Genomic DNA, 23976 nt, shown 5'->3' on the forward strand with positions numbered 1-23976 from the left:
GGCGGGCGACGGCGAAGAATCGAGCTCATAGCATTGATTCCAATGCGGCACCCGAGCCGCGCGTGAACTGTTGCGGCACCCGAGCCGCGCGACGTGGAGTGACCCGTGGATGCGATCGATGAGCCTGCGACCGAAATGCTGCTCGACGGACGTTACCGCCTCGGACCGTGCCTCGGTCGGGGCGGGATGGCTGTGGTGTACCGCGCGGAGGACACGATCCTCGGGCGCACCGTCGCGATCAAGCTGCTCGGCCAAGCGGACCAGCCCTCCCCGGACACGGCGCGAGTGCGCAGCGAGACGACGGTCCTGGCTTCGCTGAACCATCCCTCCCTCGTGACGCTCTACGACGCGAGGCTGGATCCCGGGCACGCGCAATACCTGGCGATCGAATACGTCGACGGGCCGACACTCGCCTCGCGCCTTTCTCACGGGCCGATGTCCGAGGCCGAGACCGCCTCTCTCGCCTGCGACCTCTCAGAAGCACTGCAGGTCGTCCACGATGCGGGGATCATCCACCGTGACGTGAAGCCTTCGAATGTGCTGCTGGCTCCGAATTCCCGGAGGGAAGCCGGCTGGACCGCGAAGCTCACGGACTTCGGTATCGCGTTCAGCCTCGGGGACCCGCGCGTGACATCACCCGGAATCGTCGTCGGTACGGCCGCCTACATGGCGCCAGAGCAGGTCAGAGGGGCAGATCTCACCCCGGCGGTGGACATCTACTCCCTGGGACTCGTGCTCATCGAGGCGCTGACCGGCGAACCGGCCTTCCCCGTCACCGGAAAGGTGCAGACCGCTCTTCGCAGACTCACTGATTCCCCGGTCATACCCGACTCCGTTGATCCGAGCTGGGGCACCCTTCTCGCGCGCATGACCCGCGCCGACCCGAAGGAGCGCCCGTCCGCGCGGGACGTGGCGGAGGCCGCCGCCTTCCTGAGCGCCGATGTGCCCCTCCAGCGTCGATCCGCTGCACCGAGTGCGCGCCCATCGGCGGTCCCCGCGATGGCCTCCGGGGTCGCGACCACCGGCCCCACCCAGCAGATCACGGCCGTCGGCCCACCACCGGCGCCCCGACGCCGCGCCACGAGGAAGATGCGAGCCGGGGCGCTGGGAGTGATGGCCGTCGTCGCCGCTGCGATGATCGCCGTCGTGGGGTTTTGGACGCTCTCCCCTGCCGACGCTTCTTCTGGCCGCGTCGCTTCATCGACCACCGCCGAGGATGTCTTCGAAGCGCCCGCAGAGACGACCCCGCTGAATTCGGATCCGGTTGACACCACCACGACCACAGGCACCACGGAGACCACCGACACGCCGGTGGACGATGTGACCGAGGACGACGTGACCGAGGACGACGTGCCCGAGGACGACGCCGACGAGAACCCGAACAAGGGACCGGGCAACAACTCCGGCAACCAGAAGGACACCGACAAGAAGGAGAACGACAAGAAGGGGAAGTGACCTTAACGGTCACAGGCGTCAGGGTCGGCGTGTCCTGCTCGCCCAGACCAGTCCACGTTCGACGATCGTCCGGACGTTGGTGTCCTCGAGCACGTCGACACTGTGGCCCGGGGTGGCCACGAAGACCCGACCTGCACCCCATTGCCTCGTCCACACCGCAGGCGACGTCACAGGACGATGCCACGGATGGTAGGGCTGAACGGGGTGAGTGGTCGTCGCGAGAACATCGATGAGATCATCGTGCAGCACCCAGTACTGCTCCGTCGTCAACGAGAAATCGTTGATGCCGGCCGTGATCTCATGCGCTCGGCCGAGCTCGGTCATGTCGAGCGTGTACGACAGGTAGTTGTCGGTCTCGTCACCCGGCCGTTCTGCCGGCGGCCGGCCGGGATGCGTGGCGAACTGCCCGCCGATGAGATGCAGATAGTCGGAGTTCGCGCGGTACGAGTCAGCGATCCCGCCGTGCCAGCCCGCCAGGCCGGTGCCTGCTTCGACGGCTGAGCGAAGCCCGGCGAACGCCTCTTTCGAGATCTCGGACATCGTCACCGACTGCACTATGAGATCGGTCGCAGCCATGACCTCGGCATCCGCGTAGATCTCATTGGACTCCTCGACGCGCACCTCGAAACCCGACTTCTCGAGGAAAGGGATGAAGAGCTCCGTCGTCTCGACGGGATGGTGTCCGTCCCATCCACCACGGACGACGAGTGCACGTCGATCGGTCATGAGGTCATTCCTTTCAGTGCCGTGAACCGGCTGTCAGAGCGTGCGGATTCTGTCGTCACGGCGGCTACCATCGGTCGGGCCGGGAACCCGCCGGAACGGAATCCGGCCGCCCGGTCGTGCTCGTCAGAGCCACCACCCGACGCTCCCGCCCAGCGATGAGCACCGCTTCCATCGTCTCCAGCACGTGGAAGGCGAGCCGTCCAGACGCACGGTGCGGGCGCCCCGTCTCGATCGCTCTGGCCATGTCGGCGAGACCGACTCCGCGCCCCGCGTCGGCGTAGCCGCCGGAGACCGGAGCGACCGTCCATTCCGGACGCTCGGCTGTCCACACCTCGGTCGGATCGGAGAAGCTGTTCGGGTCGGCCACGGAGATCGTGCCCGTGGTTCCGTAGATCTCGATCAGCGGAGCCCTCGACTGCCAGACGTCGAAGCTCATCGTGACCGTCGAGCTGACCCCGCTCTCGTGGAAGAGGATGGCGGAGATGTGGGTGTCGATCGATACGTCGAGCGGCGTTCCCTGCAGCGGACCGGTGCCGATGGAGCGGCTGCGACCGGAGGTGCTCACCGACCCCGCCACCGACGTCACCGGTCCGAACATCGTGATGAGCGTGGTCAGGTAGTACGGCCCCATGTCGAAGAGCGGTCCTCCGCCCGGCTGGTAGTAGAACTGGGGCGACGGATGCCACGACTCATGTCCCGGCGACGACCAGTGGGCGGCGGCACCGACAGGGGTGCCGATCGTCCCGTCGTCCAGCAGATTCCGCGCCGTCTGCACGCCGGTTCCGAGCACGGTGTCAGGTGCCGATCCGACGCGCAGTCCCGCGGCGTCCGCCGCCTGCAGCAGCTGCGTCGCCTCAGTGATATCCAGACCGAGCGGCTTCTCGGCGAACACATGCTTGTCTGCGGCGATCGCGCGCAGACCGACTTCCACATGCGCGGCCGGGATCGTCAGATTCAGTACCGCGTCGATCCTTTCGTCCGCGAGGAGGTCATCGACGCTCAGCTGCTCCACCCCCTGCTCCTGGGCGACGCCGCGCGCCCGCACGGAGTCGACATCAGATACGGCGACGAGCGACAGATTCGACAGCTTCGGAATCTGAGCGAAGTACTGTTCGGCGATCTTGCCGACGCCGACGACGCCGATCCTCATCGGAGTGGTCATGGGTGTTCCTATTCGGTCGGGTTCGCGGCAGCCATCATTCAGCTCGCGACACTGCTGGTGCTGTCGCGAACGACGAGTGACGTCGCGAGGTTCAAGCGGAGGCTGAGATCCGGCTCGCGGTCGCGGATCCGGATCACGATGCGCACAGCCTCTTCGGCCATCCGGGTCAACGGCTGCCGCACGGTGGTCAGTGGAGGGCCGGCCCACTCCGCCCCCTGCACGTCGTCGAAGCCGACGACCGACAGCTGCTCCGGAACGGAGACGCCCAGCCTGCGCGCTGCGGCGTACACGCCGAATGCCTCGAGATCGTTCAGAGCGAAGATCGCCGTCGGCGCTTCGGGCAGCGACAGCAGCGCTTCGGCTGCGCTGATCCCGCTCTCCGCGCTGTAGTCGCCCGGGCGGATGAGTTCCTCCCGGATCGAGATGCCGGCCGCATCCATGGCCGTGCGAAACCCCGCGACCCGTGCCCGCGCTGACATCACGTCGGCTGGCCCGCCGACGACGCCGATCCGAGTGTGTCCGAGTTCGATGAGATGCCTCGTGGCGAGAATGCCGCCTTCGTAGTTCGCGGCACCGACGACCGGCACGTCCGCAGCCGGCTCTCCCGATGGGTCCACGAGAACGAACGGGATTCCGCGTGTTCGCAATTGACGCTGCAGCTCCGGCGACAGGCTCGCGAGTACCAGCAGGACGCCATACGGACGCCGACGGAGCACTCCATCGATCCAGTCCGGCGCGGGCGAATGGCGATCGCCACTCTGAGTGAGGATGAGGCTGAGTCCGCGCTGACGTGCGACGGCTTGCGCCCCCCGGATGATCTCGGCCGACCACTGCGTGTCGGTCTCGCTCATCACGAGTTCGAGGAACGGCTCCCAGGCTGTCGCCTGCCCGCGCGGCGAGTAACCATGACGATCGAGCAGTTCCTCGACGAGAGCACGAGTGTCGGCTGAGACGCCGGATCGGCCGTTCAGCACCTTCGACACCGTCGACATCGACACCGAGGCTTCCCGGCTGATCATCGCAAGCGTCGCCCGACCGGTCTCACCTGTGCTTTCGGGCATCTCTTGGGCCCTTCCTGGGTTTCCGGCGCCGACGCTGCGCTACGAAAACTATCGTACCCAAGAACGAAAGATGAGAACGAACCCGCCGATCCTTCTAGATCATCGGCGGTCTCCAGTCACGGGAGGTCGGACAGGTTCACGTCCTCGTCGTCATCTTCTTCGTCGTCCGTGTCATCCGAGGTGACGGCGGCTGCACCGAGTTCAGGGTCGACGTCTTGACCGGGCAGTACACCGTCCTCGTCGGGCATGGCGCCTTCTTCATCGGGAAGCGGGTTGGACATGGCTTTCTCCATTCGACAGCGGTTGGATCCTCTGCATAGAGGTTCGCCGCCGCCGCGGATTTCGACAGCCCCATTGACATGAGGCCGGCGACGTGACCGTCGAGGCGACTAGCCCAGCGTCACCGCGAACGGATCGAAGTCCGCCGGCATCACCGGAACCGCACCGACTGTGCTCTCGATCTCGAGATACTGGCCGGTCGCCGCTGAGTCCTGCGCCGACAGCAGCACGTCGAGCACGTGATAGCCGAGCTCGCCCGTGGCGATGTGCGGACGATCGGCGGCAATGGCGCGCGCCATGTCGAGCACGCCGAGACCTCGCCCGACGACGGTGCCCTGCTGCTCGACGTCGATCCACTCCTGCACCGTCGACATGCCGTCGCGCAGCACTCCGAGAGGTTTGACGTAGGCGGTCCGGCCCGAGAAGGTGTTCGGATCCGGCATCACCAGAGTGCCCTCACTGCCGTGGATCTCGATGACCCCGTGACGCTCGAGCGCCGAGTCGAAGCTCAGCAGATGCGTTCCCTGCTGACCGCCTTCGAAGGTCGAGAGCACCTGCACTGTCGACGGGACCTCGACGGAGAAGCTCTCCCCTGCACGAGGACCGGTGTGGATCTGCCGCTCGGTGCGCCATCGCGAACCGCGCGCGGCGACACCGGCGATCGGACCGAGCAGGCTGACGAGAGCCGAGAAATAGTACGGGCCCATGTCGAGGAGCGGGCCGGCTCCGGCCGCGAACAGGAAGGCGGGTTCCGGATGCCACAGGTCAGGGCCCTGGGTCTGGAACGCGGTATGCACGAACTGAGGAGTTCCGATGATGCCTTCGGCGATCGCACGTTTGGCAGTCTGGAAGCCCGGTCCGAGGATCGTGTCGGGTGCTGACCCGATGCGCACACCGGCAGCGTCCGCAGCACGAAGCAGTTCCTTCGTGCTCTCGCGGTCCATCCCGATCGGCTTCTCCGTCCACACATGCTTGCCCGCGGCGACGGCGCGCGAGGATATCTCGATGTGCGTGGCGGGAATCGTGAGGTTCACGACGAGATCGACGTCGGGGTTCGACAGCACAGCATCCGCGTCTCCCCAGGAGGGCACGCCATGTTCCTCTGCCTTCGCTCGAGCGCGCTCCGGGATCAGGTCGCCGACGGCGACGACGCGCACGTCGGGGAAGGAGGTGAGGTTTTCGAGATACGTCTGGCTGATGACGCCCGTGCCGATGATGCCGACGCCCAGGGGCGCGCTCATGCGACGAACCCGCCGCCCTGAAGGAAGGTGAAGCCGGCCGCGATGTCTTCGAAGACGTCGCCCGGCGCGTGGTCGTATTCGATCACGGCGTACTTGATGTTGTCGTTCGCGCGCAGCGCGTCGGCGAGCGGTACGTCGCCTGTTCCCGGATGCCGCTGGTCGAGGCTGTCCGAGGAGAACGACGCGCCTTCCGGTCCCCACGGGTTCACGGCGGGGATGATGCCGTCCTTGACGTGGACGGCCGTGAGCCGATCGCCGAGGCGTGCCGTCAGCGCCGTGACGTCCTGCCCGCCGGTCTGTGCCCAGAACAGGTCGAGTTCGATCTGCACCCGCTCGTCGGTGAGCTCGATGAAGCGCTCGTACGCGGTCTGATCGCCGAACGACGCGACGAACTCCTGCGCGTGGTTGTGATAGCCGACCGACAGGCCGAAGGTCGCGGCGACGTCTGCAGCGCGGTTCAGCCGGTCTGCGATGTCGGCGACGCCATCCTCGGTGAGCCACCGCTCCGGTGCGACGAAGGGATCGAACACGGTCGTCATGCCGATGGCCGCTGCTGCCTCGAAAACGATCTCGGGCTTGGGCGTGGGGATCGCGCCGTCCGGAGTCCACAGCTCATCGGAGAGCAGCGGGGCGTGCCCGGTGGAGGCCGCGATGCCGGTGGCGTCGAAGGCCGCGCGGATCTCGGCCGGGCGCCCGACGAAGTCGAATGCCTCCACTGTCGTGAACCCGATCGCGGCAAGTCGTTCGAGCGACCCGTGCATGTCGGTCGAGAACTCGCTCGCGAGCGAATACAGCTGCACTGAGGCAAGAGGCAAAGCCATGGGTCTTCCTTCGTACGTCGTTGTGGAGGGGGTCCGTGAGGCGCGGATGCGACGAGATTATCACAAAACCTCCACATGGAGGTTAATCTCGTCGACTCTCGGATATGTTGTGAGATATGGACTCAGAGCCGGTGATCGGACGCCGCGGTGCCCACGCCAAGGGCGTCGCGCGGCGGCAGGAGATCCTGGACCGCGCCATCGAAGTCTTCAGAGAGCGCGGTGCTGACGGCACCTCGCTGCGGCGCATCGCCGAGGCCATCGGGGTCTCCCATGCCGCGTTGCTGCACTACTTCGATTCGCGGGAGCAGTTGCTCGTGGCCGTCTACGCGCACGCCGAGGCGACGCGCGCCGCGACCGGCGCTCTCGACAGTTCCCCGGGAGTCGAACGGATGGTCGACGCGGCGATCGCGAACGTCGAGGTTCCCGGGCTCGTGCAGCTGTACTCGACGCTCGTCGCGGCGGCGCTGGAGAGCAGCAGCGAAGTCAGTCGCGACTACTTCTCCGCGAGATTCGAGCGGCTGCGCGCCGAGTTGACGACCAGCTTCCGCGCACAGCAACAGGACGGTCGCATCCGTGACGACGTGCCTGCTGAGCATCTCGCAGCACTCGTCATCGCGGCATCCGACGGCCTTCAGATCCAGTGGCTGCTGAATCCTTCGGTCGAGTTGGAGGGAACGCTGAGGTCCATCGCGACGTTGCTGCAGCCAGGCGCGCCCGGCACATCACTGCGCTGACCGTCAGGGCGCGACCGGGTAGTGACTGCGCACCGCGACGCGATTCCATACGCCCGTCACGATCGCAAGCCAGCTGATCGCTGAGATCTGCTCGGGAGTGAGAGACCCGTCGTCCCAGTCCGCACGCTCTGGCACGACCATCTTCGTGACCTCCTCCGCAAGGCCGAGCGCGGCCCGTTCTTGGGCGGTGAAGTACTGAGACTCCCACCATGCGGTGACGACGGCGAGCCGGTCCGCGGACTCGCCCTTCTTGATCGCGTCGCGTGTGTGCATGCGCAGACAGTAGGCGCACCCGTTCAGCTGCGAGACGCGCAGCTTCACCAACTCGACCAGCTTCCCATCGACGCCTGCGGCAGCCAGGGCTTCCGCCACCTGCCCATCCAGTTCGAGCACGTGACGGTATGCGGCCGAGTTCGTCTTGCTGAGGTTCACCGTTGTCTTGTCCATCGCCTTCTTCCGGGTTGCGCGCAGCGCAGTGTTCCACGCGCTCCTTGCGTGTGTCTCTCCTGACCCGACGACGCGGCGCGGTGGAATGTCAGGTGGCCGCCCGACTTCTCGGAGGGTTTCCGCGAATCACATCCGCGCGTACCGGGCGCGCGCGAAGCAGAACAGACCGTAGATCACGAGTCCGGCGCCCACGGTCCACAAGATGATGGTGCCGAACGGCAGGCCCGCCAGCGCACGCAGCGCAGAATCCAGCCCACCCGCAGTCTCGGGGTCATGTGTGAGTGCAGCGATCACGAAGAGGACACCTGCTACCGCGACGGCGATGCCCTTGGCGATGTACCCGACGACGCCGAAGGTGACGATGCCCGATCGCGTCGCACCTGAGGGAAGGTCGAGGTGCTTCTTGAATGCTCGAGTGACGCCGCGCACGATGAAAGCGATACCGATAGCCGCCACGATGAGACCGAGCAGGACGAGCAGCACGACGCCCGCCGGCACTGCCAGCAGCCGCGCACTGAGCGACTGCGAGGACTGAGATGACTGGGACTGCCCACCAAGGGCGTAGGTGAGGGCGGTGCCGGCGATCGCGAGATAGGCGAACGCGGTGCCGACGAACTTGACCCGATGTCCCCACTTCTTCTTCGTATCGGGGTCACGCTCGATCACGGCTTCGGCAACCTGCCAGATCGCGAGCGCGAACAGGCCGAGCACGATCACCCACAGCATCACGACGCCTGCCGGTGACTTCTGGATCTGCTGCATCGCACCTCCCTGATCGGCGTCTCCGCCTCCTCCACCAGTGGCGATCGAGATCGCGATCGCTCCGATCAGGAGATGAAGGATGCCGAGCACCACATACCCGATGCGGGCGAGGACCCGGAAGACGGTCGAGTCCTGCGCCGCGCTGGCTGCGGAGGCGGCTGAGGTGTTGGGGTTCATGAGTTCGTGACGCTTTCGCTCGGTTGTTCATTGGAGGATGCGCCGACTGCGCGGGCGGCGTGACGATCGCGCGCGGCTTCGATGGCGACCCAGACCAACGTGGCGACGGCGATGCCTTCGAGCATCCCGGCGACCACGTCGCTGAGCCAGTGGGCATGGAGATACGTACGACTCCACATCATCGTGAGAACCCATACCGCGCCGAGGATCCACACGTACGAGCGTCGGAGCAGGAGCCCGAGGACCACCGCCACAGTGGTCGCGACGGCGGTGTGCCCTGAGGGGAAGGAGGTCGCCATGCTCTCCGCGAGCGAATCCTCTGGACGGGTGCGTCCGAGCACGGCAGCCATGGTCGCCCCGATCGCGACGACGATGATCATCGAGACCGCCAGCGTCACGGCATCCGCACGGCGTCCGCGCCACAGGAAACACGCGATCAGCACGGCACCCACGACGATCATTCCGATCGTGCCGCCGACGATCGCAGGCACCCACGCAACGGCGATCCACACGTCGCTGCGATCCGCGACCATCAGATCGTGCCACCAGATGTCGACTGCCAGCGGCTCATGCTCTCCCGCCGCCACGATGAGCCGGAGGGCGATGAACGCGATGGCAGCGGCAGCGCCCACGACGAGAGCGACAAGACGGCGCCGCGAAGTCGGGACGATCGTGTTGCTCATGCCAGTGCCCATCCTCCCCAGAGATCGCGCCTTTGCGCTGCACGGATAAGACTATTCTTCAGCAGCCGTTTCGTGTACGGCTTTGCAGCTGAAACGACCTCCCATCCGGCCGCTCGGGCGAGTATCGTGCGAGATGGAGGACACTATGGACAGTGTTCGAGATCTCGTGGCCGAAGCGGAGGCTCGCTCCGCGCTCGCGCCCGGCGCGACGGAACGCTTCGCCGGGTATGCACTCATGAGCCTGCCGTTCAGTTCCGGCTACGTGCTGGGGCTCCGCCGGTTCCCCGTCACGTCGATCGGCCCCGGGTATACATCGGTCTGGTTGCGCACACCTGCGGATGTCTGGACGATCTACACCACCGTCGATGCGACCGTCTCCTGCCCCCGCTACTTCGGGGCGGCGCTCGAGTCCACCTCCGTTCACAGGATCGAGGTCGAGTGGACGGGCGAGCGCACCTTCACCGTGAACATCGACGACGAGGTCGATCTCCGCTGGTCGGTCACGCTCGCCGCCACGCCTATGACGCGGATCATGTCGCGAGTCGCCAGTTCACTGCCTGCTCGTTCCTGGCAGAGCGAACGGTTCCTCTCCGCGCTCGGCGCAGTCGCCGGGCCGTCTCTCCGGGCCGGTCGCATCGGCATGACGGGGAAGACTCCGAACGAACAGCTGTTCAAAGCCAGCCCCCGACGAATGTGGATCGTCGACACGTCGCAGGCGTCCGTCCGCGGCGAGGACCTCGGGGCGATCGAACCATTGCCTCGCCAGACCAGACTCGGTGACTTCTGGATGCCGCAACGCGGGATCTTCATGATCGGAGGCGCGGAATTCGATCCGTTGGCAGCAGGGGTCGTTCCACCGACCACCAAGGCCGCTTCCCGTGGCTGATGAACGATGCGGTCCCGAGCCGCATGCGCCGGTGGATACGAAAAAACCCCCGATCTCCCGGGGGTTTTCATCTGTAGCAGGAGCGGGGCTTGAACCCGCGACCTCACGATTATGAGTCGTGCGCTCTCACCAACTGAGCTACCCTGCCGCACGGCATCCAACTCGCGAAAGCGAATGCTGCGAGCCCCGAGTCAGGATTGAACTGACGACCCCTTCCTTACCATGGAAGTGCTCTACCACTGAGCTATCGGGGCGTTGTCACCCGTGAAGGCAACCACACGAGAATACCATTTCTTCGGCGTTCTCAAAAACCGAGGCGGTCAGTACGAGTCCCGTCCCGCGTTCTCCTGCAACCACGGGAGCGGGTCGATGGTCGAGCCGTTCACGATGAGCTCGAAATGCATGTGCGCACCGTAGGAGCGGCCGGTGTTTCCGACCTTTCCGATGATGTCGCCGACCTTGACCTTGTCGCCCGCCGCGACCCGCAGAGAGCCGTACTGCATGTGCGAATAGTGGCTCGTGATGAGCTCGCCGTCGACGATGTGATCGATGTAGACCGTGACGCCGTAGTTGCCGCCGGACTCCGTCGCGATGCGCACCGTGCCGTCCGCGATCGACTGCACGGGGGCGCCTGCGCCCGGAACGAGATCAAGACCCTCGTGAAGGCGTCCGCTGCGCATGCCGTATCCGTAGGTCATGCCAACGCCGACCACGAACGGCCACTGGATGGCAGCTGCCGGGTCGTTCGTGTACAGCGAATCCGAGTAGTTGATGCCCTGCTCAGCTGCACGGTCGACAAGCGAGAGCGTGGAGTAGTCGTCGGTGCGTTCGATCGCGTCGTTCTGCAGACCTGACGACGCGACGTACGCCTGAATCTCATCGTCGGAGACCTCGGATGCCGCACCCGCTGACGCAGCGACGAGCGACGTCGTCGACTTCGCCGGGAGTCCCTGAGCGGCGGCGACAGCCTCGGCGGGAAGCGTCATCGACACAGCGAGCAGACCGGCGATCCCCATGATGCCGACCGTGGCACCGGCCGCGAGAACCTTGCGACGCGAACGTGGCTTGCGCGGTGCGACATGCACGGCAGTCGCCTCGGTCGGAAGCGCACGCGCTGCAGGGTCGGTGTCGGAGGAGACGACCGGCAGCCCCCCGGTCACGGCACGGAAGGCACGGGATGCTGCGATGAACGCATCCTCGACACTCTCGGCATCCTCTGCCTGCTCAGCGACGATCTCGACGACCGGCTCTCGCCCGACCTCGGCCTCTGCGGTCAGCTCGACGACCACTGGCCCGTCGTGCACGACCTCGTCAACGCTCTCGGGCACTTCGTCGACGCGCTCGGATGCGACGACCGGCGTCCCGCTCGACTCGGCGCGCTGACGCTCGCGAGCTGCGCGGCGCGAGAGCATCGGCACGATGACCTCAGTAGGAGACGTCTCTCGAACACCCGCCAGGGTCACGGAATCCGCGGTCTGACGACGGCTGGAACGGCGCGAGGGCGCAGGTTCAGCCATAGAGGTGTCAAAGGGCAAAACGGTTCTCTCGGGATTCGTCACGCTGGGGGGCTTAGGACCTTCGATGTTCGGGCACCAAAGGTAACGATCGGGTAAACACTACCGTGCTGGCGCTGAGAATGCCATGTACGGATCCTCAAATGTCCTTGTCGAGGATACCGGAAAGCCGTGCGTGCAGAGCGGCGCCGGCAGCGACCAGCATCGGACGATCGGATGCCGTGTCGAGACGGGTCACGACGCCACCTGCTTCTGCGACCAGGAGCGCACCTGCGGCGAAGTCCCAGGGCTTCAACCCCCGTTCGAAGTACCCGTCCAGGCGCCCGGCTGCGACATAGCTGAGATCCAGCGCTGCCGACCCGATCCGGCGCAGGTCGCGCGCGAGCGGCATGATCTGCCGCACCGTCAGCAGGTCACCGTCATGCGTCGCCGGGTCGTAACCGAATCCGGTCGCCAGCAGTGCCCCCGCCGGAGTCTCGGCGGTGACCGCGAGCCGCATGCCGTCGCGCCATGCTCCCTCGCCGCGTCCGGCGGTGAAGAGCTCCCGCAGCACCGGCGCATACACGGCAGCGGCGAGCGGGCGCCAGGTGTTCGGATCTGCACCGCCTTCCACAGCCGCGACGCTCACGCTGTATGCGGGGAGGCCGTATGCGTAGTTCACCGTGCCGTCGATCGGATCGACGACCCACGTGACCCCTGTCGTGCCGTCGCCGCCGCCGGACTCCTCACCCAGGAACCCGTCTCCGGGGCGCTCGGCGCTCAGCCGTGCTCGGATCAACGCTTCGACCTCGCGGTCCGCCTCTGTGACGATGTCGGCGATCGTCGACTTCGTGGCGGCGAGCGAGACGCCTTCGGCACGTCGAAGGCGCGCGAGCTCTCCTGCCTCGCGAGCGATATCGGCTGCGAGCTCTTGCAGGCTCAGCGCCGCGGTCACTGCGGCGGCGCGGGGGGAGGCGGCGGGAACGCACCGGGAGCTGCCGGTGGCACGTTCGGCGTCGGCGGCAGGTCGGGCATCGGAGGCGCGTCGGGCGTCGGAGGTACATCGGAAGCCGGTTGCGCGTCCGGCGCCGAGGGCACGGTGAGAACCGACGTGTCGCCGGCGATGCCGTCGGGTGCAGCCGGCGCTCCTGCGGGCGGAACCGGCAGCCCGTCCGGCCCGATCGGCGCGTCAGGAGACGAGACGAAGCCCTGCTGCGAAGGCGACGGCGGATAGATCTGCTCGGGGGCCTCAGGCGCCGCTGGCGCCGATTCGGGCGTCGGGAACGGTGCCGCCTGCGCAGGGTACTGGTTCGGTTCCGGGAACTGCTGCGGAGCCGAGAGCTGGTGCTGTCCGGGGTACTGCCCCTGCTGCTGAGTGGTCGGGAACCCGGTGTAGTAGGCGTTCCAATCCGGCGAGCCATCCGACATCACCGGCAGCGGCGTGACGCCGTCGGCATATGTCGGCCACTGCTGCTGGACGGGCTGCTGACCTGGTGCACCGATGGCAGGACCAGAGGAATAAGCCTGAGGTGCGTACCCGGTGGCTGCTGATCGTGGCTTCTTCGGCGCGAAGAGCGCGTTCAGCAGCGGGATGAGCGTCGTGCCGACCGCCGCGAGGATCGCGAGCGCGACGACGATGCGCCAGTAGAGGTCGCCGTAGTGGAACGTGTCGGGAAGCGTGAGGTAGATCACGAGCATCGCGACCAGCAGTACGAGAACGGCGATCGTCACGTAGTAGATGACCGTGGTGAAGGTGGTGACGTAGCGCTTCGCGGCCGGGGTGAACAAACGCACGTGCAGCAGGGCGAGCTGGAGAACGCCGATGACGAGCAGCAGCATGAAGAAGCGTGCGATGCCGCCGGCGTACTCCCCCGGCTCTTCCGGCAGCCAGATCTTGATGGCGCCGACCAGGAGCGCGACGATCCAGGTGATCATGCTGGCCAGTGCCAGCCAGTCGGGCCGCTTCGGGGCGAGTCCTGCCTCGAGGATCGCGATGCCGGCGAATGCCGCCAGCAGCAGGATCGTCAGGAACGCGCGGCCGATGATGCCGTCCTGATCACCGATCAGCACCCACACCACGCAGACGAGTGCCGCCGCGATCAGCGCACCGATGGCGATCCAGATCGCCCCTCTGATCAACAGGGAGGCATCAGCCTTCCCCTTGGTTTCCGTGCTGACCTCTGACATGGCGTTCCCCTCTTCGGCCGATTGCTCTCATCCTGCCACGCCGCTCGCCGCGCGTGCAGAGCCGGCGTCGGTCTGTGCGTAAGTCGCGTGCGGGCTCAGCGCGGTTTCTTCGCGGATGCTGCGGCGAACCCCGCAACGCGAGCCTTGGCATCCGGGGTGTCGAACGCCGCTCCGATGGAGCGAGCCTCTTCATCGAGCTGCTCGACGAACGAGCGCTCCGGGCGCGAACGGACCAGTCGCTTCGCCTGCCCGTACGCATCGGCGGCGCCGGAGAGCCAGAAGCGGGCGATCTCCTCGGCGCGCTCGCGCACACGGTCGGCCTCGTCCGCGGCATCCGTGCCACTGACCACCTCGGCGACCAGCCCCCATTCCTGCGCCTCTTCGGCCGTCAGCAGGCGGTCCTGCAGCACCAGTTGCAGGGCACGTCGTTGGCCGACCGCTGCGGCGAGCTGCGCTGACACCGACAGGTCGGGAGTGAGGCCGATGTTCGCGTAGAGGCTGCCGATCTTGGATCGTCCACCGACGACGGCGTAGTCGGAGCAGAGCAGGATGCCGAGGCCTCCGCCTGCCGTCGTGCCATGGGCTGCGGCGACGACAGGGACGGCGGATTCGGTGAGGGCGCGGATGCCGGCGTTGATCACTCCGGCGAGGTCGGCGATGTCGGACCCCGCGCCCATCGTGGTCGCCATGTCGAGCACGTCGCCGCCAGCGCAGAAGGCAGGACCTGAGGCATCCAACAGGATCGCCTTGACGTCATCCCGTGAGACAGCCTCGATCGTGACCTCGCGCCACGCTCGAGCGAGGTCGGCGTTGAACGCATTGAGCCGCGTCGGACGGTTCAGCGTCAGCCTCGCCAATCCTTCGTCGACCGAGAACAGGATGGCATCGCTCATGGCAACTCCTTCGAAGCACAGGGTGAAACAATCGCGCTCAGCGTAGCTGTCAGCCGGCGTCGTCCAGAACTCTGTTGGCGAAACCCTCCATACGCCGCCGTGTGCCGTCGAGGCGCATGTCGATCTGGCCGGGGACGCGGATCTCGTTCGGGGCGAGCGGATGCGCGAGCCGCACGTTCTCGTGGCACGAGAGGTCGGTGCACATGTACGTGCCGACGCTGTCGCCTCGGCGTCCGGCATCCCCCGCTCTGCGAGCAGAGAACAAGGCGACCTGATTTCCCGGCTGCATCGTGTGGCAGATGTTGCACATGCCGGCGCGACCTCGGCCGGGGTCGGTGGCTCGCAGCACGATGCCGACCAATCGCTTGTCGATTTCGACAAGGACGCACCCGCGCTTGCTTGACGCCGGATCGCGCCAGGCGAGGAAATCATGGAAGTCCCAGTCGACGAGCAGGAAGTCGTGCGGCATCTCCATCAGCCGCAGTTCCTCCGGCGAGGCATTGACGAACGACGCCCGGACATCGGATTCGGTGAGCGCTCGCATCGCTCCAGTCTAGGAAAGCCTCAGGGCTTCGGCGCTCGGCTCACGCTCGCGGATGAGGAAACCGAATCCGAAGGCGATGAAGAACATCAGCACTCCGTAGACCGCGGCAGGCAGACTCAATTCCACCGAACCGAGGACGGTCTGCGCGATGACGATCGCCAGGGTCGCGTTGTGGATGCCGATCTCGAACGACGCCGCGATCGCCTGACGTCGTCCGACCTTCAGCAGCCGCGGAACCACATACCCGACCGCGAGGCTGATCAGGCAGAAGAGGATCGTGATCAGAGCGAGCCCTGCGAAGTTGTCGACCAGGAGATTCCAGTTGGATGCGACGGCTCCTGCGATGACGACGATGAGGATGACGACGCTCGCGATGCGCACCGGGCGATCCATGCCGTCGGCGAACTTCGGCCAGAAGCGCCGGATGAGCATTCCGAGGGCCACCGGGAGCAGCACGATCGCGAACACCTCGAGGGCCTTCGCCCACTGGAGCCCCAGCTGATCATCGAACGGCTGGAAGTACATGATCGCGAAGTTCGTGATCATGGGGAGCGTGATCACGGCGATCACCGAGTTCACCGCGGTCAGGGAGATGTTCAGTGCGATGTCGCCTCGGAACAGGTGGCTGTAGAGATTCGCCGTGGTACCGCCTGGCGATGCGGCAAGCATCATCATTCCCACCGCGAGCACCGGTGGGAGCTGGAACAGCAGCACGAGTCCGAAGCAGATCGCGGGCAGGATGAGCAGCTGGCACACCAGTGCGGTGAGCACGGCCTTGGGCTGCTTCAGCACGCGTGCGAAGTCCCCGATGGTGAGGCTGAGCCCGAGGCCCAGCATGATGATGCCGAGGGCAACCGGCAGTCCGATGGTGGTCAACGCTGATCCCATGGGACTCAGTATGGCGGCTATCGGTGTTCAGTGTCACTCCATGCGGACAAAGTCTCGCGGGCCGGATCCGTGCGATCCGGCCCGCGACCCTCACGTCAGATCACGCCGAAGCGGTGCCGCCACTGCGACGACTGCGGCCACGAGCGTGTACCCCAGCAGGATGAGGACACCGACCAGGGGCGGCAGCAAAGGTGCACTCGCCAGCGACGTCTGCTCGGCGACTGCGTCAGTGAGGAACGTGAAGCGAGTCAGCGACGCCGTCGCTCCCCCGGGCAGAAGCGGATAGATCACGTTGACGCCCGGCACGAGCATGAGGACGTTCTCCAGGAAGTAGAAGTAGCCCAGCACGATTCCTACGGCAACGAGCTGGTTCCGCGCGAGCGCTCCTATGGCGACGCCCAGCACCATGTAGACCGTCGATGCCAGCGCCAGCTGCGCGAGCATCGTGACGAGTTGACCTGTCGTGATGCCGAGCTGCACGTCGCGCACAGCCGCCGCCAGTACCAGGGCGATGCCCGCGGACCCCGCCGCGACCAGACCGTACAACAGGCCGAAGAGCGTGTAGACGCCCAGCTTCGCGACGAGGACCCGACCGCGCCGTGGGACGGCGAGGAATGTGGCCCCGATGGTGCGGTGCCGATACTCACTCGTGATCGCGACGGTGCCGATGAGTGCCGGGACGAACAGCAGCATGGCACTGAGTCCTACGGCCACGCCCGCTCCCTCTGGGGTGTCGAGTCCCGGCATCGGAGGGTTCGCGTTCTCCGGCCCGATGAGAGCGATGACCGCCGTCAGGATTCCTCCGCATCCGATCGCCACGAGGAACGACCAGAGCGGAAGCCGGGTGGAGAACAGCCTGACGACTTCGCCACGGATTGCGTTCATGAGTGTGCTCCTTGAATGGCGTGGAGAAAGGCGTCTTCCAGGGAAGAACTCGAGGCGAGCAGTTCAGAGAGCTCCCCCGCCCACGAGATCTGTCCTCGGTCGATCACGATCACATCGTCGACGCTGTGCTCGACCTCGCTGAGCACGTGACTGGAGAGGAGGACGGTTCCGCCGCCGGCCGCGAACGCGCGCAGGAAGCCACGCATCCACGCGATGCCGGCCGGATCGAGGCCGTTGGACGGTTCGTCGAGGACGAGGATCTCGGGATCACCGAGAAGCGCTGTCGCCAGGGACAGCCGCTGCCGCATCCCGGTCGAGAACGTTCCGATGCGACGATCGGCGAATTCGCTCGCTTCGACGATCGAGAGCACGGCCTCGACTCGCCCGTTCGGCAGGCCACCGAGCGCGCAGTACGTACGCAGGTGAGCACGAGCCGTCATACGCGGATGCGCGGAGGCGATGTCGAGCACGGCGCCGACGGTGCGCGTCGGCGATGCCAGATCGCGATAGCTTCTTCCGTTGATGAGCGCCGAGCCCGAATCGGGCCGAACCAGCCCGAGGAGCATTCGCAGCGTGGTCGATTTCCCCGCTCCGTTCGGGCCGAGAAAGCCAGTCACCCGACCAGCTCGCGCAGCGAACGTCACATCACGGACGGCATCCACCGCGCCGAAGCGCTTGCGGAGCCCCGCCACTTCCATGACCGCGTTCATCGCCGCCCTCCTGCATCAATCGTCCGTGCGCAGCCCGATCGAGCCATGATCCGCACCTCCTGCTTCGTTAGAATGAATCAACACTGAGAACATTATCACGGTGATAACAATCAGGAGTTCCCTCATGCCCGAAGAGTCATCAATCGCTGATGTCGTGCTCCACCCCGTGCGGCTGCGCGTCGTCCAACAACTCGGCGGACGCAGCCTCACCACGGCACAGCTACGCGCAACGCTTCCCGACATCACACAGGCGACCCTGTATCGACACGTCGCGGTGCTCGTCGAGGCCGGCGTCCTCAAAGTCGTCGACGAAAGACGCGTGCGCGGCGCTGTCGAGCGCACTCTCGCACTCGGCGAACGGATGGCGCACGTCGACCAGGCCGAGCTGCGCACGATGAGCGACGCACACATACGCGGCGCGTTCCTCACCTTTCTGGGAGACGTCGCCGCCGACTTCGACCGATTCATCGACAGCGACGACGGATCTCTGCGCGACTTCGTGGGCTTCGGGCGCACACCGCTCTATGTCGATGCCCAGGCCCTCGCGACGATCCAGACCGGTCTCTCCGAGCTGATCGCTCCGTACACGTCGGAAAGAGACGGGCGACGGCGCGTCAGTTTCGGGACCTTGCTGGTGCCTGACGCCGCTGATCCCCAACAGTCGCAACACTTCGAGAACGACGAAAGCCCCTGACGTCAGGGGCTTTCTGTGGTGGCGAGTGAGGGATTCGAACCCCCGAATGCGATGCAGTCTGATTTACAGTCAGATCCCTTTGGCCGCTTGGGTAACTCGCCAAGTGCACACCCGTCCAGCTTGTACAGCCAACCGGGGGCGCGAGAATCAAGCATACCCGCCAGAAGCGGGTGTAAGAAATCGGCAGGTCAGCTCCCCCGGACCCCGCGTTCGCCGCCCTCGAGCGACTCGGGCGTCCGCAGCAGACCGCCCTCAGCGCGGCAGGTCGCGGCGGCGACGTCCATCGCGCGATCCAGCAACTCCTGCCAGTCATCCGCGGTCTGCGGTCGCCCTCCGACGAGCCCTGCGGCGACTGCTGAGAGCGTGGCATCCCCTGCTCCGACCGTGTCCACGATGGGGCCCGGCAAGTCAGCTATCGGAGCACTCAGGATGCCGGCATCCGTCTCGAGCGCCGCGCCGTCCTTGCCCGCCGTCGCCAGTACGGCGTCGGTCCCCAGCGCCCGCAGCCGCGCCCGCAGCGCATCGAGATCGCCGTCGTAGAGCAGCGCGGCGTCGTCCGCCCCGACCTTCACGATCGCGGCACCCGCGACAAGACGTTCGAAGCCGCGCACGAACTCGTCGCGGTCGCTGAGCATGCCGGCGCGCGGGTTCGGGTCGATCGCCACCCTGACGCCGGCGAGAGCGTCGGCGAGAGCATCCACCTCTGCAGGCACGTCCAACGGGAAGCAGCTGATCACCGCGAGATCGGCGTCCGCGAGCGCCCGGCGCGCCTCGTCGCCGTACCGGATGCTGCGCCGCTGAGCCGCCTCGTTGAAGACGTAGGTCGGCTCACCGTTCCGATCGCGTTGTACGATCGCTCTCGACGAGCCGAGCGGAGCGTGGCTGGTGATGAGACGCACGCCGTGGTCGGCGAGATACTCACGGATGTGGGAGCCCGCCTCGTCGTCACCGACCATCGCGATGAGCGTCGTCGGCACGCCGAGCCGGCGAAGCCCGACGGCGACGTTCAGCGCCGCACCCCCGACCAGCTCGCGCACGCCGCCGTTGTCATGGATCTCGTCGATGAGCGCGTCGCCGATCACGACGGCGCCCGGGGTGTTCTGCTGCATCCTGCAATTGTGGCCTAGGTCTGGCGTCAGCCGACGCGGTCAGCCCGATGGAAGAAGACTTTCGGGGCTCTCGAGCGGCGGGAAGCCCCGAAACTCTTCTTCCGACGAAGGATGTGCCCCCGGTGCACAAAGAAGGCCCCAGGGCGAACCCTGGGGCCTTCTTCAGTGGATCAGAACGCTCAGTTGTGTCGCGACTTCGTCACTCCACAACTTCAATCGGCTCGGCCGAACGAGCAAGCTCGCTCGGCTCTCGCCTCAATCAGTTGTAAGTACCGGGCGTCACGTCATCCGTCGAGAACGCGTCGAAGTCGACATAACCGAAGTCGCCCTCAGCGTACGCGCCGTCGGATGCGAAGATCCGGTTCGGGTAGCGCTCGCTCTTGGCTTCCTCAGTCGCCTCGACCGTGACGTCGCGGTACTTCGCGAGGCCCGTTCCAGCGGGGATGAGCTTACCGATGATGACGTTCTCCTTGAGACCGACCAGCGGGTCGCGCTTGCCCTGCATGGCAGCCTCGGTGAGCACGCGGGTCGTCTCCTGGAACGACGCAGCCGACAGCCACGACTCGGTCGCAAGCGACGCCTTCGTGATACCCATCAGCTCCGAACGACCGGATGCGGGACGCTTGCCCTCGGCGACAGCCGCACGGTTGATCGCCTGGTAGCGCTTGAGGTCGACCATCTCACCCGGGAGCAGGGTCGTGTCGGCGTGATCGACGACGGTGACCTTGCGGAGCATCTGACGGACGATGACTTCGATGTGCTTGTCGTGGATCGGCACACCCTGCGAGCGGTAGACGCCCTGGACGCCGCCGACGAGGTAACGCTGCACCTCACGGGCACCCATGACACGCATGACCTCCTTGGGGTCCAACGTGCCCACCAGGATCGGCTGACCGACCGTGACGTGCTGGCCGTCCTCGACGAGAAGCGTCGCACGCTTCAGCACCGGGTAGATGACCTCCTCATCGCCGTTGTCGGGCGTGAGGATGACCTTCTTGGCCTTGTCGGTCTCGTCGATCGTGATGCGGCCATCGGCCTCTGCGATCGGCGATGCGCCCTTCGGCGTACGAGCCTCGAAGAGTTCCTGCACACGGGGCAGACCCTGGGTGATGTCGTCCGCCGATGCCGAACCACCGGTGTGGAACGTACGCATCGTCAGCTGGGTACCGGGCTCACCGATCGACTGAGCGGCGATGATGCCGACGGCCTCGCCGATGTCGACGGTCTTACCCGTTGCGAGCGAACGGCCGTAGCACTGCGCGCAGACGCCGACAGCCGAGTCGCAGGTCAGCACGGAGCGCACCTTGATGGTGTCGACACCGAGCTCGACGAGCTTGTCGATCAGGACGTCTCCGACGTCGTCGCCTGCAGAGGCGAGGACCTCGCCCTTGCTGTCGACCACGTCAGCGGCCAGCGTGCGAGCGAACACCGAGTTCTCGACGTTCGCATCGCGCACGAGCTCACCCTGCGAGTTCGGAGCGGCGATCGGGAGCTCGAGGCCCTTCGACGTGCCGCAGTCCTCTTCGCGGATGATGACGTCCTGCGAGACATCCACCAGACGACGGGTCAGGTAACCCGAGTCGGCGGTACGCAGAGCCGTGTCAGCCAGACCCTTACGAGTACCGTGCGTCGCGATGAAGTACTCCGCCACCGACAGACCCTCGCGGTACGAGGAGATGATCGGACGCGGGATGATCTCACCCTTGGGGTTGTTCACCAGACCACGCATACCCGCGATGTTGCGGATCTGCAGCCAGTTACCACGAGCACCGGAGGACACCATGCGGTTGATGGTGTTGTCCTCAGGGAAGTTCTCGCGCATCGCGACCTGAACCTCGTCGGTTGCCTCGGTCCAGATCTTGATGAGCTCCTGACGACGCTCGGCGTCGGTGGTGAGACCCTTCTCGTACTGGGACTGGACCTTCGCAGCAAGCTTCTCGTGCTTGGCGACGATCTCCTTCTTGTTCGGCGGTGTGAGAACGTCGCTCAGCGCGACGGTGACACCCGAACGAGTGGCCCAGTAGAAGCCGGCGTCCTTGATGCGGTCCAGCGTCGCCGCCGTCTCGACCTTCGGGTACTCCTCAGCGAGCTTGTTGACGATCTGCGACAGCTTGCCCTTGTCGGCAGGCTCACGCACGAAGGGGTAGCCCTTCGGGAGCGTGGCGTTGAAGATCGCCTGACCCAGCGAAGCATCGACGAGGCCGTGGCGCTCGTATCCCTCGGGCGCCTGGCCCTCGAGGAACGTCAGGCCGTGGATGCGGATGCGGACCTTCGCCTGCAGGTCGAGCGTGCCCTCGTCCTTGGCGAGGATCGCCTCGGAGACGGAACCGAATGCACGGCCCTCGCCCTTCGCGCCGGCCTTGACCACCGTGAGGTGGTGGAGACCGATGATCATGTCCTGCGAAGGCAGGGTGACCGGACGGCCGTCAGACGGCTTCAGGATGTTGTTCGAAGCGAGCATCAGCACGCGGGCCTCGGCCTGAGCCTCGACCGACAGCGGCAGGTGCACAGCCATCTGGTCACCGTCGAAGTCGGCGTTGAACGCAGCACACACCAGCGGGTGAAGCTGGATGGCCTTACCCTCGACGAGTTGAGGCTCGAAGGCCTGGATGCCGAGGCGGTGCAGGGTGGGCGCACGGTTCAGCAGCACAGGACGCTCGCGGATGATCTCCTCGAGCACGTCCCAGACCTCGGGACGGGTGCGCTCGACGGCACGCTTCGCGGCCTTGATGTTCTGCGAGTGGCCAAGGTCGATCAGACGCTTGATCACGAACGGCTTGAACAGCTCCAGAGCCATCTGCTTGGGCAGACCGCACTGGTGCAGCTGCAGCTGCGGGCCGACGACGATGACCGAACGGCCGGAGTAGTCGACGCGCTTTCCAAGCAGGTTCTGGCGGAAACGACCCTGCTTGCCCTTCAGCATGTCGCTGAGGGACTTGAGGGCGCGGTTGCCGGTACCGGTGACGGGACGACCGCGGCGGCCGTTGTCGAACAGTGCGTCGACGGCCTCCTGCAGCATGCGCTTCTCGTTGTTGACGATGATCTCGGGGGCACCGAGGTCGATCAGACGACGAAGACGGTTGTTGCGGTTGATCACGCGGCGGTACAGGTCGTTCAGGTCGGAGGTCGCGAAGCGACCACCGTCGAGCTGTACCATCGGGCGCAGCTCCGGCGGGATGACCGGGACGACGTCGAGAACCATGGATGCCGGGCTCATGCCGGTCTCCAGGAACGAGTTGACGACCTTCAGACGCTTGATCGCACGGATCTTGCGCTGGCCCTTGCCCTCAGAGATCTGAAGGTGCAGGTTCTCTGCCTCCGCCTTCAGGTCGAAGGCGGCCAGCCGACGCTGGATCGACTCCGCACCCATGTGGGCCTCGAAGTACTGACCGAAGCGGTCCTGCAGCTCGTGGAAGACGTCATCCTCGGGGCGAAGAGCGCCGACCTGAAGCGTGCGGAAGTCTTCCCACACGCGCTCGAGCTTGGCGATCTGCTCGTCGTGGCCCTTGCGAAGGAGAGACATCTCCTTCTCAGCGGCGTCCTTGACCTTCTTCTTCGCGTCGGCCTTGGCACCCTCAGCCTCAAGGGCTGCGAGTTCCTCTTCCAGACGCGAGAGGCGCTCCGCGATCTTCGAGTCGCGGCGGTCCCCGAGCGTCTTCAGCTCGAGGCGGATGTTGTTCTCCTGCGTCGCGAGGTCGCGGTGACGAGCATCCTCATCGACCGAGATGACCATGTAGGCGGCGAAGTAGATGACCTTCTCAAGGTCCTTCGGAGCCATGTCCAGCAGGTACCCCAGGCGAGACGGAACGCCCTTGAAGTACCAGATGTGGGTGACGGGCGCGGCGAGCTCGATGTGGCCCATGCGCTCGCGACGGACGGAGCTCTTGGTGACCTCCACGCCGCAACGCTCGCACACGATGCCCTTGAAGCGGACGCGCTTGTACTTACCGCAGGCGCACTCCCAGTCGCGGGACGGTCCGAAGATCTGCTCTCCGAAGAGGCCGTCCTTCTCGGGCTTGAGCGTGCGGTAGTTGATGGTTTCGGGCTTCTTGACCTCACCGTATGACCAACCACGGATGTCGTCGGCGGTGGCCAGGCCGATGCGAAGCTCATCGAAAGTGTTTGACTCGAGCACTAGT

General features: G+C 65.9%; 23 protein-coding genes and 3 tRNA genes. 4 read left to right on the top strand and 22 right to left on the bottom strand.

The annotated features are described in order from the left end of the window. Positions 1-105: 105 nt before the first annotated feature. Positions 106-1455: a protein kinase domain-containing protein gene (locus tag ACP7AR_RS09090; protein WP_426184918.1), complete on the top strand. Its 1350-nt coding sequence runs from the start codon at positions 106-108 to the stop codon at positions 1453-1455. A gap of 18 nt (positions 1456-1473) precedes the next feature. On the opposite strand, the gene ACP7AR_RS09095 is transcribed toward ACP7AR_RS09090, so the two are convergent. The 6 genes from ACP7AR_RS09095 to ACP7AR_RS09120 all read right to left on the bottom strand — a co-directional run bounded on the left by ACP7AR_RS09095 (position 1474) and on the right by ACP7AR_RS09120 (position 6745). Continuing rightward, positions 1474-2181 carry a ThuA domain-containing protein gene (locus ACP7AR_RS09095; RefSeq protein WP_426184920.1) on the bottom strand — a complete coding sequence of 236 codons (708 nt, stop codon included), beginning with the start codon at positions 2179-2181 and terminating at the stop codon, positions 1474-1476. 64 nt (positions 2182-2245) lie between these two features. Then, positions 2246-3343, bottom strand: coding sequence for a Gfo/Idh/MocA family protein (locus ACP7AR_RS09100; RefSeq protein WP_426184922.1), 1098 nt, complete (start codon positions 3341-3343; stop codon positions 2246-2248). Between the two features lie 38 nt (positions 3344-3381). Further along, positions 3382-4404 carry a LacI family DNA-binding transcriptional regulator gene (locus ACP7AR_RS09105; protein ID WP_426184923.1) on the bottom strand — a complete coding sequence of 341 codons (1023 nt, stop codon included), beginning with the start codon at positions 4402-4404 and terminating at the stop codon, positions 3382-3384. Between the two features lie 116 nt (positions 4405-4520). Then, positions 4521-4685: a hypothetical protein gene (locus tag ACP7AR_RS09110; protein WP_426184925.1), complete on the bottom strand. Its 165-nt coding sequence runs from the start codon at positions 4683-4685 to the stop codon at positions 4521-4523. Positions 4686-4793: 108 nt separating this feature from the next. After that, positions 4794-5924 (bottom strand): Gfo/Idh/MocA family protein, encoded by a 1131-nt coding sequence (locus ACP7AR_RS09115; protein ID WP_426184927.1) that lies wholly within the window; start codon positions 5922-5924, stop codon positions 4794-4796. Beyond that, positions 5921-6745 (bottom strand): sugar phosphate isomerase/epimerase family protein, encoded by an 825-nt coding sequence (locus tag ACP7AR_RS09120; protein WP_426184929.1) that lies wholly within the window; start codon positions 6743-6745, stop codon positions 5921-5923. Before ACP7AR_RS09120 ends, ACP7AR_RS09115 begins: the two co-directional genes overlap by 4 nt. A 116-nt stretch (positions 6746-6861) precedes the next feature. On the opposite strand from ACP7AR_RS09120, the gene ACP7AR_RS09125 reads away from it, so the two are divergent. Next, positions 6862-7479, top strand: a complete 618-nt coding sequence (locus tag ACP7AR_RS09125) for a TetR/AcrR family transcriptional regulator (RefSeq protein WP_426184931.1) — start codon at positions 6862-6864, stop codon at positions 7477-7479. Between the two features lie 3 nt (positions 7480-7482). On the opposite strand, the gene ACP7AR_RS09130 is transcribed toward ACP7AR_RS09125, so the two are convergent. The 3 genes from ACP7AR_RS09130 to ACP7AR_RS09140 all read right to left on the bottom strand — a co-directional run bounded on the left by ACP7AR_RS09130 (position 7483) and on the right by ACP7AR_RS09140 (position 9548). Further along, complete coding sequence (locus tag ACP7AR_RS09130; protein ID WP_426184933.1) at positions 7483-7926, bottom strand: carboxymuconolactone decarboxylase family protein; 444 nt, start codon at positions 7924-7926, stop codon at positions 7483-7485. Positions 7927-8052: 126 nt separating this feature from the next. Then, complete coding sequence (locus tag ACP7AR_RS09135) at positions 8053-8865, bottom strand: DUF1206 domain-containing protein (RefSeq protein WP_426184935.1); 813 nt, start codon at positions 8863-8865, stop codon at positions 8053-8055. Further along, positions 8862-9548 (bottom strand): phosphatase PAP2 family protein, encoded by a 687-nt coding sequence (locus tag ACP7AR_RS09140; protein ID WP_426184937.1) that lies wholly within the window; start codon positions 9546-9548, stop codon positions 8862-8864. The genes ACP7AR_RS09135 and ACP7AR_RS09140 overlap by 4 nt, the downstream gene beginning before the upstream one ends. A 145-nt stretch (positions 9549-9693) precedes the next feature. On the opposite strand from ACP7AR_RS09140, the gene ACP7AR_RS09145 reads away from it, so the two are divergent. Next, the gene (locus tag ACP7AR_RS09145; RefSeq protein WP_426184939.1) at positions 9694-10434 is read left to right on the top strand and encodes a hypothetical protein; all 741 of its coding nucleotides are present in this window, start codon (positions 9694-9696) and stop codon (positions 10432-10434) included. A 74-nt stretch (positions 10435-10508) separates the two neighbouring features. Here ACP7AR_RS09145 and ACP7AR_RS09150 read toward each other — a convergent pair. From ACP7AR_RS09150 to ACP7AR_RS09195, 10 genes are all read right to left on the bottom strand, one after another. After that, a tRNA-Met gene (locus tag ACP7AR_RS09150) sits at positions 10509-10582 on the bottom strand. A 34-nt stretch (positions 10583-10616) separates the two neighbouring features. Then, a tRNA-Thr gene (locus ACP7AR_RS09155) sits at positions 10617-10688 on the bottom strand. A 66-nt stretch (positions 10689-10754) separates the two neighbouring features. Beyond that, a complete protein-coding gene (locus ACP7AR_RS09160; RefSeq protein WP_426184941.1) occupies positions 10755-11951 on the bottom strand; it encodes a peptidoglycan DD-metalloendopeptidase family protein in 1197 nt (398 codons plus the stop codon). Positions 11952-12087: 136 nt separating this feature from the next. Then, complete coding sequence (locus tag ACP7AR_RS09165) at positions 12088-12882, bottom strand: inositol monophosphatase family protein (protein ID WP_426184943.1); 795 nt, start codon at positions 12880-12882, stop codon at positions 12088-12090. After that, positions 12879-14114 carry a hypothetical protein gene (locus ACP7AR_RS09170; protein ID WP_426184945.1) on the bottom strand — a complete coding sequence of 412 codons (1236 nt, stop codon included), beginning with the start codon at positions 14112-14114 and terminating at the stop codon, positions 12879-12881. The genes ACP7AR_RS09165 and ACP7AR_RS09170 overlap by 4 nt, the downstream gene beginning before the upstream one ends. A 95-nt stretch (positions 14115-14209) precedes the next feature. Continuing rightward, complete coding sequence (locus ACP7AR_RS09175) at positions 14210-15007, bottom strand: enoyl-CoA hydratase/isomerase family protein (RefSeq protein ID WP_426184947.1); 798 nt, start codon at positions 15005-15007, stop codon at positions 14210-14212. Between the two features lie 49 nt (positions 15008-15056). Next, on the bottom strand, positions 15057-15551 hold the full coding sequence (locus ACP7AR_RS09180; RefSeq protein WP_426184949.1) for an FBP domain-containing protein: 495 nt from the start codon (positions 15549-15551) through the stop codon (positions 15057-15059). A 9-nt stretch (positions 15552-15560) separates the two neighbouring features. After that, positions 15561-16439: a bile acid:sodium symporter family protein gene (locus ACP7AR_RS09185; RefSeq protein ID WP_426184951.1), complete on the bottom strand. Its 879-nt coding sequence runs from the start codon at positions 16437-16439 to the stop codon at positions 15561-15563. Positions 16440-16529: 90 nt separating this feature from the next. Next, positions 16530-17324: an ABC transporter permease gene (locus ACP7AR_RS09190; protein ID WP_426184953.1), complete on the bottom strand. Its 795-nt coding sequence runs from the start codon at positions 17322-17324 to the stop codon at positions 16530-16532. Continuing rightward, positions 17321-18034 (bottom strand): ABC transporter ATP-binding protein, encoded by a 714-nt coding sequence (locus ACP7AR_RS09195; RefSeq protein WP_426184955.1) that lies wholly within the window; start codon positions 18032-18034, stop codon positions 17321-17323. Before ACP7AR_RS09195 ends, ACP7AR_RS09190 begins: the two co-directional genes overlap by 4 nt. 124 nt (positions 18035-18158) lie before the next feature. On the opposite strand from ACP7AR_RS09195, the gene ACP7AR_RS09200 reads away from it, so the two are divergent. After that, positions 18159-18728 (top strand): helix-turn-helix domain-containing protein, encoded by a 570-nt coding sequence (locus tag ACP7AR_RS09200; protein WP_426184957.1) that lies wholly within the window; start codon positions 18159-18161, stop codon positions 18726-18728. A gap of 16 nt (positions 18729-18744) precedes the next feature. On the opposite strand, the gene ACP7AR_RS09205 is transcribed toward ACP7AR_RS09200, so the two are convergent. From ACP7AR_RS09205 to rpoC, 3 genes are all read right to left on the bottom strand, one after another. Continuing rightward, positions 18745-18829, bottom strand: a tRNA-Tyr gene (locus ACP7AR_RS09205). Between the two features lie 87 nt (positions 18830-18916). Continuing rightward, positions 18917-19837 (bottom strand): carbohydrate kinase family protein, encoded by a 921-nt coding sequence (locus ACP7AR_RS09210; RefSeq protein ID WP_426184959.1) that lies wholly within the window; start codon positions 19835-19837, stop codon positions 18917-18919. Positions 19838-20096: 259 nt separating this feature from the next. Next, the gene (gene rpoC / locus ACP7AR_RS09215) at positions 20097-23972 is read right to left on the bottom strand and encodes a DNA-directed RNA polymerase subunit beta' (RefSeq protein ID WP_426184961.1); all 3876 of its coding nucleotides are present in this window, start codon (positions 23970-23972) and stop codon (positions 20097-20099) included. Between the last annotated feature and the right edge of the window lie 4 nt (positions 23973-23976).

Source organism: Microbacterium sp. TWP3-1-2b2, assembly GCF_049896145.1.
Classification (GTDB): Bacteria; Actinomycetota; Actinomycetes; order Actinomycetales; family Microbacteriaceae; genus Microbacterium.